This window comes from Streptomyces sp. NPDC046985, from assembly GCF_040644415.1.
Taxonomy (GTDB): domain Bacteria; phylum Actinomycetota; class Actinomycetes; order Streptomycetales; family Streptomycetaceae; genus Streptomyces.
Genome location: NZ_JBEYWK010000015.1, coordinates 181,696 through 198,312, shown reverse-complemented (window position 1 = coordinate 198,312; position 16,617 = coordinate 181,696). Strand labels below are relative to the sequence as shown.

At 74.5% G+C, this 16,617-nt stretch carries 12 protein-coding genes; 5 read left to right on the top strand and 7 right to left on the bottom strand.

Going from position 1 to position 16,617, the window contains the following annotated elements; genetic code table 11:
* Positions 1–118: 118 nt before the first annotated feature.
* A complete protein-coding gene (locus ABZ861_RS20880) occupies positions 119–1,546 on the bottom strand; it encodes an alkaline phosphatase family protein (protein WP_361632150.1) in 1,428 nt (475 codons plus the stop codon).
* Between the two features lie 993 nt (positions 1,547–2,539).
* Between ABZ861_RS20880 and ABZ861_RS20875 the strand changes: the two genes are divergently transcribed.
* Positions 2,540–3,235 (top strand): GAF and ANTAR domain-containing protein, encoded by a 696-nt coding sequence (locus tag ABZ861_RS20875; RefSeq protein WP_361632211.1) that lies wholly within the window; start codon positions 2,540–2,542, stop codon positions 3,233–3,235.
* 378 nt (positions 3,236–3,613) lie between these two features.
* Here the strand turns inward: ABZ861_RS20875 and ABZ861_RS20870 are convergent, their stop codons facing one another.
* A complete protein-coding gene (locus tag ABZ861_RS20870) occupies positions 3,614–5,449 on the bottom strand; it encodes a glycoside hydrolase family 15 protein (RefSeq protein WP_361632148.1) in 1,836 nt (611 codons plus the stop codon).
* Between the two features lie 355 nt (positions 5,450–5,804).
* On the opposite strand from ABZ861_RS20870, the gene ABZ861_RS20865 reads away from it, so the two are divergent.
* A complete protein-coding gene (locus tag ABZ861_RS20865) occupies positions 5,805–6,011 on the top strand; it encodes a hypothetical protein (RefSeq protein WP_361632146.1) in 207 nt (68 codons plus the stop codon).
* A gap of 529 nt (positions 6,012–6,540) precedes the next feature.
* Positions 6,541–7,944 carry a Si-specific NAD(P)(+) transhydrogenase gene (sthA, locus tag ABZ861_RS20860; RefSeq protein WP_361632144.1) on the top strand — a complete coding sequence of 468 codons (1,404 nt, stop codon included), beginning with the start codon at positions 6,541–6,543 and terminating at the stop codon, positions 7,942–7,944.
* A gap of 138 nt (positions 7,945–8,082) precedes the next feature.
* Here the strand turns inward: sthA and ABZ861_RS20855 are convergent, their stop codons facing one another.
* The 3 genes from ABZ861_RS20855 to ABZ861_RS20845 form a co-directional block, all read right to left on the bottom strand.
* On the bottom strand, positions 8,083–8,562 hold the full coding sequence (locus ABZ861_RS20855) for a DUF5709 domain-containing protein (protein WP_361632142.1): 480 nt from the start codon (positions 8,560–8,562) through the stop codon (positions 8,083–8,085).
* Positions 8,563–8,659: 97 nt separating this feature from the next.
* A complete protein-coding gene (locus ABZ861_RS20850; protein ID WP_361632140.1) occupies positions 8,660–9,823 on the bottom strand; it encodes a lysylphosphatidylglycerol synthase domain-containing protein in 1,164 nt (387 codons plus the stop codon).
* The gene (locus ABZ861_RS20845) at positions 9,823–11,319 is read right to left on the bottom strand and encodes a hypothetical protein (RefSeq protein WP_361632138.1); all 1,497 of its coding nucleotides are present in this window, start codon (positions 11,317–11,319) and stop codon (positions 9,823–9,825) included. The genes ABZ861_RS20850 and ABZ861_RS20845 overlap by 1 nt, the downstream gene beginning before the upstream one ends.
* A 259-nt stretch (positions 11,320–11,578) precedes the next feature.
* Here ABZ861_RS20845 and ABZ861_RS20840 point away from each other — a divergent pair, with 259 nt between their 5' ends.
* Positions 11,579–11,935: a BlaI/MecI/CopY family transcriptional regulator gene (locus tag ABZ861_RS20840; protein WP_361632136.1), complete on the top strand. Its 357-nt coding sequence runs from the start codon at positions 11,579–11,581 to the stop codon at positions 11,933–11,935.
* Between the two features lie 33 nt (positions 11,936–11,968).
* On the opposite strand, the gene ABZ861_RS20835 is transcribed toward ABZ861_RS20840, so the two are convergent.
* Together ABZ861_RS20835 and ABZ861_RS20830 are read right to left on the bottom strand one after the other, a co-directional pair.
* Complete coding sequence (locus ABZ861_RS20835; protein WP_361632134.1) at positions 11,969–14,311, bottom strand: glycosyl hydrolase family 65 protein; 2,343 nt, start codon at positions 14,309–14,311, stop codon at positions 11,969–11,971.
* Positions 14,308–15,060 (bottom strand): beta-phosphoglucomutase family hydrolase, encoded by a 753-nt coding sequence (locus ABZ861_RS20830; protein WP_361632132.1) that lies wholly within the window; start codon positions 15,058–15,060, stop codon positions 14,308–14,310. Before ABZ861_RS20830 ends, ABZ861_RS20835 begins: the two co-directional genes overlap by 4 nt.
* Positions 15,061–15,196: 136 nt before the next feature.
* Between ABZ861_RS20830 and ABZ861_RS20825 the strand changes: the two genes are divergently transcribed.
* Positions 15,197–15,853 (top strand): nucleoside/nucleotide kinase family protein, encoded by a 657-nt coding sequence (locus ABZ861_RS20825; RefSeq protein ID WP_361632130.1) that lies wholly within the window; start codon positions 15,197–15,199, stop codon positions 15,851–15,853.
* Positions 15,854–16,617 lie beyond the last annotated feature (764 nt).

The following is a 16,617-nucleotide window of genomic DNA, read 5'->3' as shown; positions in this document are numbered from 1 at the left end:
GCGGTGATCTCCCCGCGGTGATCTCCCTAATCAGCGGCCTTCACCCGGTGACCGTTGCGCGCCCCGGCCGCGCGGCCGACGCCGCGGCGACGCGGCGTACGGCCGTGCGCGCGGTGGCTCACCGGTGCGGCCGGCGTCCCCTCTCCTGGTGCGGGAAGGTCTGGTCGGCCCCGGGCAGGGTCGGCTTGGGCAGCGTCGCCACCTCCTCCTTGGCCTTCTCCAGTTGCTCCGCCGTGTCGTCGGGCAGCCGGGGCGCGCGCGGACGGCCGTGCGAGAAGCGGAAGGCGGACGTGAGGTCGCCGAACGTGTCACGCCGCCAGGCGCTGACGTTGGGCTCCTCGACGCCGGTGAACCGCTCCAGGAACTGGAGGGCCGAGGTGTGGTCGAACGTCTCCGTGGCGACCCAGCCGCCGACCGTCCAGGGCGAGACGACGATCGCCGGCACGCGGAAGCCGCCGCCGATGGGCAGTCCCTTGATGAACTCGTTCGCGGTGCCCGCGGGCGGGGTCGGCGGGGGCACGTGGTCGAACAGGCCGTCGTTCTCGTCGTAGTTGAGGATGAACGCGGTCTTGCGCCACACCTTGGGGTTCGACGCGATGGCCTCGATCTTGGAGGCGACGAAGTCCGCTCCGGCGGACGGGAGGTAGTCCGGGTGCTCCGACTGGTAGCTGGTCGGCATGATCCACGACACCGCAGGCAGGCGGTCGTTGCGCGCGTCGTCCTCGAACGTGCCCTCGGGCTGCGGCCGTACGCCGCGCTCGTACAGGTCCGATCCCGGCTGGGCGTTCTTGAAGGAGGCGAACTGCTCCAGCAGGTTGCAGCCGTAGTCGTCGTCCTGCTGGTACACCTTCCAGCTCACCCCGGCGGCCTGGAGCCGTTCGGCGTAGGTCGTCCAGCGGTACGGCGTGGGCGCGACGTTGCTGGTGATCGGGCCGCCCTGGGCGCCGCCCGGGTCGATCGTGCCGGTCATCCACATCAGGCGGTTGGGCCAGGTCGGGCCGAAGACCGAGCAGAAGTAGTGGTCGCAGACGGTGAAGGTCTCGGCGAGCGCGAACTGGAAGGGGATGTCCTCGCGCGTGTAGTAGCCCATGACGTAGGGGCCGTTGACGCCGTCGGCCTTGCGGTGGGCCGGCAGCCACTGGTCCATCTTGCCGCCGTTCCACGCCTCGTGCTGCACCGACCAGGCGTGGCTGGTGGACGGGATGGCCTGCGCGCTGGACTTGTGGGTGTCGAGGTGGAAGGGGAGCAGGTAGCCCTTGGGGTTCTGGGCGTCCGGCTGGTAGAAGACGCTGCGCCCGTCATCGAGCTTGAGCGCGTGCGGGTCGGCGAAGCCGCGGACGCCGGAGAGCGTGCCGAAGTAGTGGTCGAACGACCGGTTCTCCTGCATCAGCATGACGACGTGCTCGATGTCGCGCAGCGAGCTGCGCCGGGGCGGTCCGGCGGCGACGGCCTTCTGGACGCTCGGTGGGAGGAGGGAGAGCGCCGCGGCGCCGCCCAGCGCGCCCGCGGCCGAACCCAGGAGTCTGCGGCGTGTCAAGTCAGCCATGATTGCTCCTTTTTGAGCGGGAGAAGCTCTCCTGCGCACCGGTCCGGCCGACTGCCGGACGGGCCCGCCCGGAACACTGTGCCCGTCGCGGCACAGGAAGTCAGGGACGACGGATGAACAAGTGGCCAACGCGGGGTGGGGGTTGGCCGCGTCCGGGCCGGGACACCGGGGCGTCGCCCGCCGTTCGTCCTGCGGCGAGGAACGGACGTCCGCGCGGCGGGTGCGGCGGCGCCCAGCCCGGCGCGTCAGTCCGGGGCGTCAGTGCGGAGCGGGGCCGTGCGCCGGTCGCCTCGCCGGCGCACGGGAGGCGCCGCCGGATCGGTTCGACGCCGTCGAAGGAGCCGACGGCGCCTGCCGCGCCCGCGTCCCGGCCGGGCTGGGCAGGACGGGACCGCTCGGGGCCATGCAGGGCGGGACCGCTCGGGGCCGGGCAGGGGGCAGGGAGAGCCTCGGCTTCCGCGGCCGCGACCCGACTGCTGAGCGCCTGCGCTACCGGCTGCGGCCGCCCCCGCGCGGCGCCCGCTAGAGCCGCGCGGTCGGCCAGGCAGAGGGCGGCCGATACAGAGGGCCGGGAGACGGGCGGGTCGGCCGGGGCACGGAGGATCGCGCTGACGCCCGCGCTCCCCGGACCGCCGCCGCACACGCTTCCCGCACCGCTGACACCCGCGCTCCCGGGACCGCCACCGCGCACGCTCCCGGGACCTCTGACGCCCGCGCTTCCCGTACCGCTGACGCCCTCCCTCCCCGGACCACTGACGCCCGCGCTTCCCGCACCGTTGACGTCCGCGCTCCCGGGGCCGCCGCCCGCGCCTGTGGGACCGCCGCGGCCGACTCCCCGGCGCGGTCTGCCGGGGCGTCCGGGCGTTCCGGCCGTGACCGTGCATGATCGGCGCGACGCGATGCGGCGGCGGCCGAACGGTAGGCTGGCCTGGAACTGCGCACGTGACGTCGCCCTCGCTGTAGGCGCCACGGCTGGACGAAGGGCGGGTGGAGATGGACTGGCGCGAGTTCGCCGAGCAGATGGCCGAGCTGGCCCGGCGCCTGCTGGCCCAGGAATCGACCCAGTCGACGCTCGACGAGATCGTCGGGGCGGCGGTCGGCCTGATCGACGGGTGCGACTCGGCGGGGATCCTGGCCGTGCGCAAGGGCCGCGCCGTCAGTCTCGCGGTCCACGGGACCATGGTGGAGGAGTCCGACCGGCTCCAGGGGGAGCTGGGCGAAGGCCCCTGCTTCGACGCCGCCCGCAAGGTGGAGGGCGAGCGGGTGTTCCGGATCTCCGACCTCTCCGAGCCGCAGCCCGCCTGGCCCCGGTTCGGGCCCGCCGCCCGTGACCTGGGCATCGGCAGCATGATGGGCTTCCTGCTGTACACCGAGGACGAGGACTTCGGGGCGCTGGACTGCTACTCCAGCCAGCCGGGCGCCTTCACCCCGGAGAGTGAGACGGCCGGCTGGCTGCTCGCCTCGCACGCGGCCGTCGCCCTCGCCGGCGCCCGGACCGTGGACCAGCTCGAACACGCGCTGGAGACCCGGCACGCCATCGGCGAGGCCATGGGCATGCTGCGCGAGCGCCACCGGCTCAGCGAGGACGACGCCTTCGCGGTGCTGCGCCGCATCTCCCAGCACCACAACGTCAAGCTCCGCGACGTCGCCCAGAACATCCGGGACGAGAACCGGGGCGCCAAGCCCTGACACGGTGGCCGTAGACGCCGTACCCGCCGCTCACCGGCCTCGCGGGCGCGTACACCGCCCCTACGACCTGCACGGGCTGCGCGGACGCCTCCACCCGCACACCGGTCGCCCGCCTCGCCGACGCGGTCGCCCGCGCCGGGTCCGAGCGCCGTCCGGAGGGCCGCCCGAGCCCGGTCCGCGCCGCTGCCGCCTCTCGGGGTCCGGCAGTGCGGACAAGGGTCAGGGCCCATGGTGCGACTTCCGCGCCGAGCCGGCGCCCGCGCGACCAGCCGCGCCGACGGCCCGAGCGCGCAGCCCGCGCCCGGCCCCGCCCGGCGGGCGCGTGGGCGCGCCGACCGCGACGGGCGTCCCGGGCGGCGCGGCGGCGCCGACGGGCCGTCAGCCCAGGGCTCGGTCGAGGTTGTAGGCGGCGCTGATCAGGGCCAGGTGGGTGAAGGCCTGCGGGAAGTTGCCCTGTTGTTCGCCGGTGAGGCCGATCTCCTCGGCGTACAGGCCGAGATGGTTGGCGTAGGTGAGCATCTTCTCGAAGGCGAGCCGGGCCTCGTCCATCCGGCCGGCCCGGGTGAGCGCCTCCACGTACCAGAAGGAGCACATGGAGAACGTGCCCTCGTCGCCGCGCAGCCCGTCGGGGCTGGAGTGCGGGTCGTAGCGGTAGACGAGCGAGTCGGAGACCAGGTCCTCGGTGAGCGCGTCGAGGGTGGACAGCCACTTGGGGTCGGTGGGCGCGATGAACTTCGCCAGCGGCATCATCAGCACGGCGGCGTCCAGCACTTCGCCGCCCTCGTACTGGACGAACGCCTGCCGTGTCGGCGACCAGCAGCGGTCCATGATGCGGCGGTAGATCGCGTCCCGGGACTGCCGCCAGCGGGGCAGGTCGGCCGGCAGGCCGCGCCGGTGGGCGAGCCGGACGGCGCGCTCGATCCCCACCCAGCACATCAGGCGCGAGTACAGGAAGTCCTTCCGGCCGCCGCGGGTCTCCCACACGCCCTCGTCGGGCTGGTCCCAGTTGTCGCAGATCCAGTCCACGAGGCGGCACACGTCGTCCCACTGGGCGCTGGAGATCGGCTGCGCCCACTTGTCGTAGAGGTAGATCGAGTCGATCAGGGCGCCGTAGATGTCGAGCTGGAGCTGCTCGGCGGCGGCGTTGCCGACCCGGACCGGCGCGGAGCCCTCGTGGCCGTGGAGGTGGCCGAGTTCGCGCTCGGGCAGGTGGGTGCGGCCGTCGATGCCGTACATGACCTGAAGCGGACCCTCGGCCCTGCTGTCGCCCGGACTGATGTGCCGGGTGAGGAACCGCATGAACGCCTCGGCCTCGCCCGCGAAGCCGAGGCGGAGCAGCGCGTAGACGGCGAACGCGGCGTCGCGCACCCAGACGTAGCGGTAGTCCCAGTTGCGCTCGCCGCCGAGGCGTTCGGGCAGGCTCGTGGTGGGCGCGGCCACGATGGCGCCGGTCGGGGCGTAGGTGAGCAGCTTCAGGGTGAGGGCGGAGCGGTGGACGCGCTCCCGCCAGCGGCCCCGGTAGCGGGACTGCGCCAGCCAGCGCCGCCAGTACGCCACGGTGCCGGCGAACTGCTCCTCGGCCTCCAGGTGCGGGCATCGGCGAGGCGTCACGTCGCCGCCGACCTGGTCGAGCGCGAAGACCGCCGACTCCCCCTCGGCGAGCTTGAAGTCGGCGCGCACGTCGGCGCCGTCGATCTCCAGGGGCACGGTGGAGGTCAGCGCGAGGGAGAGGCTCTCCGACTCGAAGAAGACCATGCAGCCTTCCGCCCGGAGGGTGTGCGGGTCGGCGCCGTAGTTGAAGCGGGGGGCCACCCGGGCGCGGAACGGGAGGGTTCCGCGCACGCACAGCACGCGCCGGATCAGCCGGTGCCGGTCGATCTCCGCGGCGGCCTCGGTGCTGTCGGTCACCGGCATGAAGTCCTGCACCTCCCCGACGCCGTCCTCGCTGAAGAAGCGGGTGATCAGCACGTTGGTGTCGGGGAAGTAGAACTGCTTGGTGCGCACCGCCTGGACCGCGCCGAGTTCGAAGCGCCCTCCGCGTTCGGCGTCCAGCACGGCGGCGAAGACGCTGGGGGAGTCGAAGGAGGGGCAGCAGTACCAGTCGATCGTGCCTTCGCTGCCGACGAGGGCGACGGTGCGCAGGTCTCCGATCAGCCCGTGTTCGGCGATGGGCACGTAGCGCGGCGCGGACGGCGGACTCTCGGCGTCGGCCATGGCGGCGGCCTCCCTGTCTGGACAGTCCGGCCTCTCGGGCCGGTCCGGGAACGCGGGCGGCGGCGCGAGCGCGTCGCCGCCCGGTGTTCTGGACGCTTCGGCACGTCCAGCTTAGGAGCGCGGGGCCGCAAGAGAGGAGGTTTCCGCGAACGGCGGCCAGGTACCCCGGCGGCGGACCGGGGCTCGCCGGGCGGTACGGCGGGACCGTCTCAGCCGCGTCAGGACGGCGCTCGCCGAGGCGTTTCCGGATGCAGGGTGCGGCCCGGCGGGCAATGGTGGGAGGAGGTCCCGGTCCCTGGCACGGACGGCGCCGTCCGGACCCGGGCAGGGACCCGGCCGGACCCGAGGAGGACACATGTCGACGTCAGAATCCGAAGCATCCCGCTCGTCCGAGGACCGCTGCACCCCGGACGACGTGCTCCACGCCCGCACCGGCATAGACGTCTCGCCCGAGGACGTCGTGCTGGCGGCGGGCCGGGACATCACCCCCCGCAACCTGGAGTGGGCCAAGCGCAAGATCGAAACGGAGGGCCCGGCCGCCCTGGACAAGCTGCTGCCCTAGGCGCGCGGGTGCGTCTGCCCGGGTCCGCCTGTGGGCGCCGGGCGCGCGGGGCGGCGGGAAGGGACCGGAGCGTGCTCGGGCCCGGGACGGAGCGGCGCGCAGCGCGCCGGTCCGTCCCGCCGCTCCCCCGGGTGGCACGGCGCGGCGGCCGTCTCGCTGAGCCGCAGGCGGCAGACTGGCGCCTCGTCCACCGGCCGTTACGGCCCGATGCGGCGGGACGGCGGCCGACGATGCTGATCGTGGCCCCGGACGGGCGGGTCACGGCCCGATGCGGCGGGGGGGCCTGGCAGGGCACGGCGGAGAACGGCACAGCTAGGCAGGGCACGGCGGTGCACGGTACGGCCACGCGCGGCCACGCGCGGCAGGGCGCGGCAGGGCGCGGCAGGGCGGTACCGAGGCCACCTGCTGGACCCGGCCCCGACCGCTTTGCGCGTCCCCGTGAGGGACCGGCCGCCTCGGCGTCCGCCGTTCCCCTCCCGCTCTCTTTACCGCTCTTCCCGAGCGGGCCGAGTGCTGACAGACTCCGAGCGTGCCCGACTTCGACATGCTCGTCATCGGATCCGGACCGGGCGGCCAGAAGGCCGCCATCGCCGCGGCCAAGCTGGGCCGCCGGGTCGCCGTCGTCGACGACCCCGACATGGTCGGCGGGGTCTCGCTCCACACGGGGACCATCCCCTCCAAGACGCTGCGCGAGGCGGTGCTCTACCTCACCGGCCTCACCCAGCGCGACCTCTACGGGCAGAGCTACCGCCTGAAGGAGGACATCACCGTCGCCGACCTGACCGCGCGCACCCGGCACGTGGTCGGCCGCGAGGTGGACGTCATCCGCAGCCAGCTCTCCCGCAACCATGTCGCCCTGTTCGCCGGAACCGGCCGCTTCGTCGACGAGCACACCGTCGGGCTGCGTGAAGCGAGCGGCGAGGAGCGGCAGTTGACCGCCGACCACATCGTCATCGCGAGCGGCACGCGCCCGGCCCGGCCCGACAGCGTGGAGTTCGACGGCCGCACCATCATGGACTCCGACAACGTGCTCGCGCTGGAGCGGGTGCCGAGGTCGATGGTGATCGTCGGCGCCGGCGTGATCGGCATGGAGTACGCGAGCATGTTCGCCGCGCTGGGCAGCCGGGTGACGGTGGTCGAGAAGCGGGCGGGCATGCTCGACATGTGCGACGTCGAGATCGTCGAGTCGCTCCGCTACCACCTGCGGGACCTCGCCGTCACCTTCCGCTTCGGCGAGACGGTGGCCGCCGTCGAGCGGCGCCAGAACGGCACGCTGACGGTGCTGGAGAGCGGCAAGAAGATACCGGCGGACGCGGTGATGTACTCGGCGGGCCGACAGGGACTCACCGACGGGCTGGACCTGGGCAAGGCAGGGCTGTCCGCCGACGCGCGCGGGCGGATCGCGGTGGACGAGCACTACCGGACCGAGGTGCCGCACATCTACGCGGTCGGGGACGTGATCGGCTTCCCGGCGCTCGCGGCCACCTCCATGGAACAGGGCCGTGCGGCGGCGTACCACGCCTACGGTGAGCCGGTCGGGCAGATGCACCGCCTTCAGCCGATCGGGATCTACACGATTCCGGAGATCAGCTTCATCGGGCGGACCGAGGACCAGCTCACCGAGGACCGGGTGCCGTTCGAGGTCGGCGTGTCCCGTTACCGGGAGCTGGCCCGCGGTCAGATCATCGGAGACTCGCACGGCATGCTCAAGCTGCTCGTCTCGCCCGAGGACCGCACCCTGCTCGGCGTGCACTGCTTCGGCACCGGCGCCACCGAGCTGATCCACATCGGGCAGACGGTGATGGGCTGCGGCGGCACCGTGGACTACCTGGTGAACGCCGTGTTCAACTACCCGACGCTCGCGGAGTCCTACAAGGTCGCCGCGCTGGACGCGACCAACAAGCTGCGGCAGATCGACCAGCTCGGCGACTGAGCTGAGTTCCCTCGGCCCGGGGACCGCGCGCCCCGGACGCGAGCGGCCCCAGACGCCGTCGGGCGCGGGCGCGCTCGGGCCCGGACATCGTCGGACGCGAGCGTCGTCGGACGCGACCGGGCGCGGGCCCGGCCGGGCTCAGGCGCCGTCGTCGGGAAGGGCCGCGTCCTCGACGACGTGCACGGCGGCCTCCTCCGCCCCGGCGGCGCCCGCGTCGATGCCGACGTCCTCGGCGACCTCCTCCTTGGTGGTGTCGGAGCGCGCGCCCTCGTCAGGAGCCACCAGACGGCCGGCGCGCTCGGCGCCCGCCTCGGCGTCGACCGGCTCGCCCTCGCCGCCGGGCAGGTCGCCCACGTCGTCGCCCGCCGGGGCCTCCACGTCGGGCTGCTCCTGGGCGAGTCGCTGGTCGAGGGTCTCGCCGTCGTGCTGCTCGGCGGCGGTGGTGCCGTAGCGTTCGGCGCCGAGCGGCTTCTCGGGCGGGGAGTACCCCTCGTCCAGCATGTCGTCGTAGGTGCGCTCCCCCACCGCGTCCTGCATGTCCAGCGGCGCGGCGTCCTGCTGCTCCTCGTTGCTCCCGGTGGGCTGGTAGGCGTCGTCGGCCATCGGGTCGGTGCTCACGGGTGCCTCCCTCGCGGCGGTTCCAGGTGTCATGATCCGCGTATCCCGGGGCGCCCGCTCCAATCCTGCGGGCGCCCGGCCGCGGATGCCGCGCTTCTCACACCGCCCGTCTGCGGATCAGCGCGCCCAGCACCAGCAGGCCGGGGACGAGGGGCAGCCATACGGTCAGCAGGCGGTAGCCGAGGACGGCGGAGGCGGCCGTGGCGGCCGGGGCGCCCGCGGCGGTGAGGGCGACGCCGAGCGCCGCCTCCAGGGAGCCCAGGTTTCCGGGGGTGGGCAGCAGCGCGGCGGCGCTGCTCGCGGCGAGGTAGAGCAGGGCGACGCGGACCGGGGACAGGGACAGTCCGACGGCCTGGGCGACGGCGATCACCACGAGGGAGTGCGCGGCGGCGAAGGCGAGCGAGCCGCCCCACAGGGCGGCGGCCCGGTGCGGTCGCGCGTGCACGGCCCGCACGTCGGTGAGCACCGCGGCGGTCGCCGTCCGGCAGCGGGACCGCAGCGGCCCGCGCGCCGCCGCCAGCACCGCCGCGCACAGCACCGCGGCGGCCAGCGCGGCGGTCACCGCCCCGGCCGGGATCCGCGGCACGCGCAGCACGCCGGGGCAGGTCGCGGCGAGCACGGCGATCAGGACGGCGCGGGTGAGGCCGCCCGCGGCGGCCTTGACCGCGAGGGCGCTGGCCGAGCGTCCGGCGGGCAGTCCGCGGCGCATCAGGAAGCGCAGGTTCACCGCGCCCGCGCCGAGCCCGGCAGGCAGGACGTGGTTGGCGGCCGACGCGGCGAACTGCGCGGCCACGAGCCGGCCCCCGGGCAGGCGTTCGGTCACGGCCCCCTGCTGGGCCAGCGCCGAGCAGGCCCAGGTGGCGACGGCGGCGGCCGCTCCGGCCAGCAGCCAGCCCCGGTCGGCGGCGGCGAGTCTGCCGGCGCCGCTCTCGATCACCGGCCAGTGGCGCCGGCCGAGGTAGCCGGCGCAGAGCAGGACCACGAGGGTGGCCGCGGTGGGCCACCAGGTCCGGCGGCACGTGAGGGCGGGGGCGGTCGGCGGCGGCACGGCCGCCTTCGGCGCACCGGGGGGCGCGAAGGCAGCGGAAGCGGAGGCGGCGTCCGCCGAGGCGGCGGACGCGGCGGCGGCGGGCGCGGCGGCGGACGAAAAGGCCACGGCCTGGGAGAGCGCGGGCTGGGAGGCGACGGCCTGGGAGACCGCGCCCTCAGAGATCACGGGGTGGGAGATCACGGGCTGGGAGATCGCGAGCGGTGAGGTCATCAGTGGCCGGTGCCCTTCTGCGCCGAGGGCGCGATGTACAGTCGCAGGTCGCCGGACCGGTGCGGTGACCAGGCGCGGGCGTATCCGGGCGGGGCGCCGTGGGCGGTGGTGAGGGCCGCGACCGGGACGCGCCGTGCGGCGTCCTCGATCCCGGCCCGGGTGGCGTTGGCGTTGGGTCCGTCGGTGGCGGCGGAGCCGCAGCCGGCGGAGTAGGCGATCGGGAGGGCGTCCTCGCCGGTGAGCAGGCAGGGCGGGCGCACCCCGAGACGGTGCAGTGCGTCGGCGGTGCGGTCCCAGGCGCGGTGGTCGCGGGCAGTCCGCTCGACGGTGGCGGCGAGGACGGCGTACTGGACGGCCAGGTGCCCGGCGAGTCCCACGGCGACCAGGCCCGCGGCCACGGTCCGCCGGACGCCGGCGCATGCCGCGACCAGACCGGTCAGGGCGTCGGCGGCCGGGAGGGCGAGCAGGGCGTACGCGGTGAGCAGGAAGCGGGGGGCCGCGTACCCGATGAGGAACAGGTACGGGAACGCGGCCGAGGCGGCGCAGGCCAGTGCGGTGAGCGAGGGCGCGGCGCGCCGTTCGCGGCGGGCGGCGGCGAGGCCGAGCAGCGCCGTCGCGGGCAGCACGAACCACCAGGCGGTCACCAGCGGGCTGGGCAGCGCGCCGGTGCAGGGGCGGCACAGAGTCGTGCCGCCGAGGCTGCGCAGTTGGTCGACTACGGCGAAGTGCGGGCCCAGTCCCCCTTGGTCGGCGGCGCCGTCGGCGAGGCGCCGCAGCAGCCCTCCGTAGGAGACGTACGCCTCGATCACCCACTCGGCGCAGCCCGCGGCCAGACCGGCCAGCAGCGCGGCCGCCGCTTTGGCCTGACGCCGTGACAGGGCGACGGCCAGGAGCGGGAGCACCGCCCAGACCGCGTCCATGGGCCGCATCAGCGCCATCAGAGCGGCGGCGCCGGTCAGGCCGCACAGCGCCACGCGGTCGTGCCGGTCGGCGCCGGCACGCAGGAAGCAGCCCGTGCAGGCGAGGGCGCCGACGGCGACCCAGTAGTTGGGCATGGCCTGCGGGCCGTAGAACAGCGTCACCCACAGGGAGGCGAACAGGGCGCCGGCGAGGGCCAGGACACGGGCGGGGAACAGGATGCGCCACACCCGCAGGGCCGCGTAGAGGGCGAGGCCGGAGAGCAGGGCGAGGTAGCAGCGCAGCAGGGGGGTGGACGACGACCAGGACGCCACGGGGGCGACGAGCAGCGAGACGCCGCGAGCGCGCGGCGCGCTGAAGTAGGCCGCCGGGGCGCGGACGCCGACCTGGCTGACGTAGACGGTCTCGTCCCAGCCCAGGCCCATGCCGGGGCGGACGAGGAGGAGTTGGGCCAGGACGAAGGCGGCGGCCACGGCCGCGGTCGGGAGGCCGTCGCGGACGCGCGGGCCGGGACCGGGGCCGCGCGCCGCCGCGGCGCGTCGGGGCCCGGCGGGCACGGCGTGCGTGATGTCGGCCATCTCCACCCCTCACCCCTACGCACTGTAGGGTTTCTGCCTCCTCAGTCTGCGGGAGGAATGCGCGGGTCGGGCAAGGCTGCGGGTAAGCGGCGGGGAAGCATGCGGGAAGAGTCGGCCAACTCCCCGGACGGGGGCATGCGGCGACGGGGACAAACTACCCCGCGTCGGGGCGTCACGCCGGACGGCATACCGCCGGAATCCGGATATCACTACGCGCTGTAAGGTTGAGGGCATGGCGGGTGGAGGGCCTCACGGCAGGATGCGAAGGCGCAGCTCGGGCGAGCTGGAAGGCGAGGTTCTCGCCGCGCTGTGGTCGACGGACCGCCCGCTGACGCCGGTCGAGATCCAGCTTGAGATCGGCGGCGGCCTCGCCTACAACACCGTGCACACCATTTTGAAGCGGCTCTGCGACAAGGGCCTGGTGCTGCGTGAGGCCGACGGGCGGCGGGGCGCGTACCGGCCCGCGAAGGACGCGGCCGAACTGACCGCGCAGGCCATGCACGACGCCCTGGACCGGGGGCCCGACCCGATCGCCGCGCTGCGGCGGTTCGTGACCGGCCTGAGCGTCGAGGAGGAGCGCACGCTGCGCGACCTGCTCAGCCGCGGGCCGGTCTGACCCGGCGGCGGGCGCCGCCGGGCCAGGCCGCGGTCAGCCGGCGTTGGGCTGGCGGTGCGGCGGCTGCTCCGGGGCGGGCAGGTGCGTCACCGCCGGGACCGGCAGGACCGTGGGAGCGTCCGGTTCCAGCCTGACCGGCTCGCCGTGGTGGTGCAGCGTCAGCGCCGGTCCGTCCAGCAGGGTGTAGGAGGCGCGCTCCTGGGTGAACTCCACCCGCATCCGGCGGCCGCGGAACTGGAGCATGAAGGCGAGCCGGCTGAACTTCTCCGGCAGGCGCGGCGAGAACTCCAGCCGGTCGCTGCGGCGGCGGAGGCCGCCGAAGCCGGCGACCAGCGCCACCCAGGTGCCGGCCAGCGACGCGATGTGCAGTCCGTCGCGCGTGTTGTGCTCCAGGTCCTCCAGGTCCATCATGGCCGCCTCGGCCGCGTAGTCGTAGGCCAGGCGCAGATGGCCCGCCTGCGCGGCGATCACCGCCTGCACGCTCGCCGACAGCGAGGAGTCCCGGACGGTGAGCGGCTCGTAGTAGGCGAAGTTGCGGGCGACGTGCTCCTCGTCGAAGTCGGCCGCGCAGACGTACATCGCCAGGACCAGGTCGGCCTGCTTGACGACCTGCTTGCGGTAGAGGTCGAAGTAGGGGAAGTGCAGCATCAGCGGGTACTGGTCGGCCCGGGTGTCGGCGAAGTCCCAGCGCTGGAGGCGGGTGAACCCCGCGTTCTGCTCGTGCACCCGCAGCTCGGCGTTGTACGGGATGTTCATCGCCTCGGCGGCGTCCCGCCAGGCCGCGCTCTCCTCGTCGTCGGCGCCGAGCAGTTCGGCCTCCTTCGGATACCGCTCGACCAGCTCGGCGGCGGCGCGCAGGTTCACGCGGGCCATCAGGTTGGTGTACGTGTTGTCGTCGGCGATGGCGCTGTACTCGTCGGGGCCGGTGACCCCGTCGATGTGGAAGACCCCGTGGTGGTCGTGGTGGCCGAGCGAGCGCCACAGCCGGGCCGTCTCCACCAGCAGTTCCAGGCCGGTCTCGCGTTCGAACTGCTCGTCGCCGGTGGCCGCGGCGTAGCGCACGGCGGCCTGCGCGATGTCGGCGTTCACGTGGAAGGCGGCGGTGCCCGCGGGCCAGTAGGCCGAGCCCTCCTGGCCGTCGATGGTGCGCCAGGGGAACGCGGCGCCGCGCAGACCGAGCTGGGCGGCGCGCTCCCGCGCGGCGGGCAGGGTGCTGTGCCGCCAGCGCAGCGCCTCGGCCACGGCCTGCGGCGAGGTGTAGGTGAGCAGCGGCAGCACGAACATCTCGGTGTCCCAGAAGGCGTGCCCGTCGTAGCCCGAGCCGGTCAGGCCCTTGGCCGGGATGGCCCGCTCCTCGGCCCGCGCGCCCGCCTGGAGCACGTGGAAGAGGGCGAAGCGGACGGCCTGCTGGATCTCCTCGTCGCCGTCCACCTCGACGTCGGCGCGCCCCCAGAAGTCGTCCAGGTAGGCGCGCTGTTCGTCGACCAGACCGGACCAGCCGCCGTGCGCGGCGGCGGCCAGCGCGGCGTCCACCTGATCGCTTATCGCCGGCAGCGAGCGGGTCCCGGACCAGCCGTGCGCGACGATCTTCTCCACGCGCAGCGTCTGTCCCGGCTCCAGGACGGAGGCGACGGTGAGCCGGGCCAGGTCCGGGTGGCTCTCGCTGCCCGTGGTGGTCCGCTCGGGTCCCGAGACCACGTGGTCGGCGGCCACGGCCACGCGCAGACCGCTGTTGCGGGTGCAGTGCACCAGCCGCAGCCGGTTGCCGGAGGCGAAGTCCTCCTCCGGCTCCAGCGGCGACTCGAGCGCCATCGAGGCGCGCGGGTCGCCGTTGGACTGCGGAAGCTGCTCGTTGGCGACCAGCTCGGACTGGATGACCACCCGGGTCCGGCAGTCGAGCGGCTCCACCTCGTAGGCCACCGCGCCGATGGACCGCTGGGACAGGGAGACCATCCGGGTCGCGCGCACCCGGATCCGGGTGCCGGCCGGCGAAGTCCACTCGCAGGTCCGCTCCAGCACCCCGCGGCGCAGGTCGAGGACGCGCTCGTGCGAGATGAGCCGCCCGTAGCGCAGGTCGAACGGCTCGTCGTCGACGAGCAGGCGCAGCACCTTGCCGTTGGTGACGTTGATGACGGTCTGGCCCGACTCGGGGTAGCCGTATCCGGCTTCCGCGTACGGCAGCGGGTGCACTTCGTACACCCCGTTGAGGTAGGTGCCGGGCAGCCCGTGCGGTTCGCCCTCGTCGAGGTTGCCGCGCCAGCCGACGTGACCGTTGGACAGGGCGAACACCGACTCGCTCTGGGCCAGCACGGGCAGGCTGAGCTCGGTCTCGCGCACGGTCCACGGCTCCACCGCGTACGACCCGTGAGTGATCACGCGGCGCCTCCCCGTGCGTCGAGCAGGTCGGCCAGGTCGTCGACGACGACGTCGGCGCCGTGCTCGCGCAGCGCGTCGCGCTGGCCCACCCGGTCGACGCCGACGACGTAGCCGAACCGGCCGGCCCGGCCGGCGTCCATCCCGGCCAGCGCGTCCTCGAACACGGCGGCCTGCCCGGCGTCGACGCCGAGGTCGCGGGCGGCGGCGAGGAAGGTGTCCGGGTGCGGTTTGCCGGGGAGGTTCCGCTCGCGGGCGACCACGCCGTCGATCCGCACGTCGAAGAGGCGTTCGGCGTCGATCGAGCACAGCACGTCGAGGGTGTTGGCGCTGGAGGAGACGATCGCGGTCTTCAGTCCCCGGTCCCGCACGGCGTCGATGTAGCGCAGGGTGCCGTCGTACGCCTGCACGCCCTCGGTGCGGATCTTCTCCAGCACGAGTTCGTTCTTGCGGTTGCCGACCCCGTTGACCGTCTGCGCGTCCGGCGGGTCCTCGGGGGCGCCCTCGGGCAGGTCGATGTTCCGGGAGGCGAGGAAGCTGCGCACCCCGTCGGCGCGGGGCCGCCCGTCGACGTACTCGTCGTAGTCGGCGACCGCGTCGAACGGGCGGTAGCCGGCGCCGTCCCGCTCGCGCAGGAACGCGTCGAACGTCTCCTTCCAGGCGGCGGCGTGCACCACGGCCGTCTTGGTGACGACGCCGTCGAGGTCGAAGAGGCAGGCAAGAATTGTCTGGGGCAGACCGAGCTCTGTCATACAGCCACCCTTCCCCACTTCGCCCCGTTGACCGGGTGTCACGTGCCACAACAGGCTTGTTTCCCGTGATTTTCCGACCTTCGGCCGCCCCGGGCGGGCAGGCGCACGCGGCCGGGCGGGTGACAGACTGGGCCGCGTGCCGCCTTCCTTCGACGACCTCCTCGTCCGGGCCCGGTCTTTGGTCCGCCCCGGCGCCCGCGCGATCCTCGGCATCGCGGGCAGCCCCGGCGCGGGCAAGTCGACGCTCGCCGCGCGGCTGACCCGGGCGCTGAACGGCGCGGGCGCTCCCTGGGTCGCGCACGTCCCGATGGACGGCTTCCACCTCGCCGACGCCGAACTCCAGCGCCTGGGCCGCCGGGACCGCAAGGGCGCGCCGGACACCTTCGACGCGGCGGGCTACGCAGCCCTGCTGCACCGGCTGCGGGCGGAGTACGCGGCGGCGGACGGCGGCGAGACGGTGTACGCGCCCGGATTCGAACGGACGCTGGAGCAGCCGTTGGCGGGCGCGATCCCGGTGCCGCCGTCCGCCCGGCTGGTGGTGACGGAGGGCAACTACCTGCTGCTCGGCGCCGGACCATGGGCGCGGGTGCGGCCCGAGCTGGACGAGGTGTGGTTCTGCGAGCTGGACGAGACCGAGCGGGTGCGCCGTCTGGTCGCCCGGCACGAGGAGTTCGGCAAGGCGCCCGCGGAGGCGGTCGCCTGGGTGCTGGGAACCGATCAGCGCAACGCCGACCTGGTGACCCGCACCCGGGACCGCGCGGACCTGGTGGTGCGGGTGTCGGCCCTGGACTGAACCCCGGACCGCCTCGGGCCGTATCGGTGAGTGCGGCGGAAGGCCGCCGCCGCGGCCTGCGGCGCCAGGACGACGGCTGGAGCGGTGGCGCGAGGGATGACGGCACACGAGCGGCACACGGTCGCGGCGCCCGGACCGTCCACCGCCCGCGACGAGCCCGCCGCTTCGGGCGTGCCCGCGGGCGCCGGGAAGCCGGCCGCCTCCAACGGGCCGGCAGACCGCGGCGAGTCCCCCGCCTCCAGCGTGCCCGCGGACCCCGGCGAACTCCCCGCAGGCTCCGGAGAGCCCCCTGCCTCCCACGCGCCTACGGGCGCCGAGAAGCCCCACGCATCCAACCTGCCAACAGGCTCCCAGGAGCCCCACGTCGCCAGCGTGGCCGCAGGCCCCGACGAACTCCCCCTAGGCTCCGGAGAGCCCCCTGCCTCCCACGCGCCTACGGGCGCCGAGAAGCCCCACGCATCCAACCTGCCAGCAGGCTCCCAGGAGCCCCACGTCGCCAGCGTGGCCGCAGGCCCCGGCGAACTCCCCCCAGGCTCCGGAGAGCCCCCTGCCTCCCACGCGCCTACGGGCGCCGAGAAGCCCCACGCCTCCAACCTGCCAACAGGCTCCCAGGAGCCCCACGTCGCCAGCGTGGCCGTAGGCCCCGACGAACTCCCCGCAGGCGCCGGGAAGCCCCGCGCCTCCAGCGTGCCCGCGGGCCCCGGCGGGCCTGCCGCCGGGTCCGCGGCGCTCTCGCCGGAGGCCGTGCGCGAACGGTCGCGCTG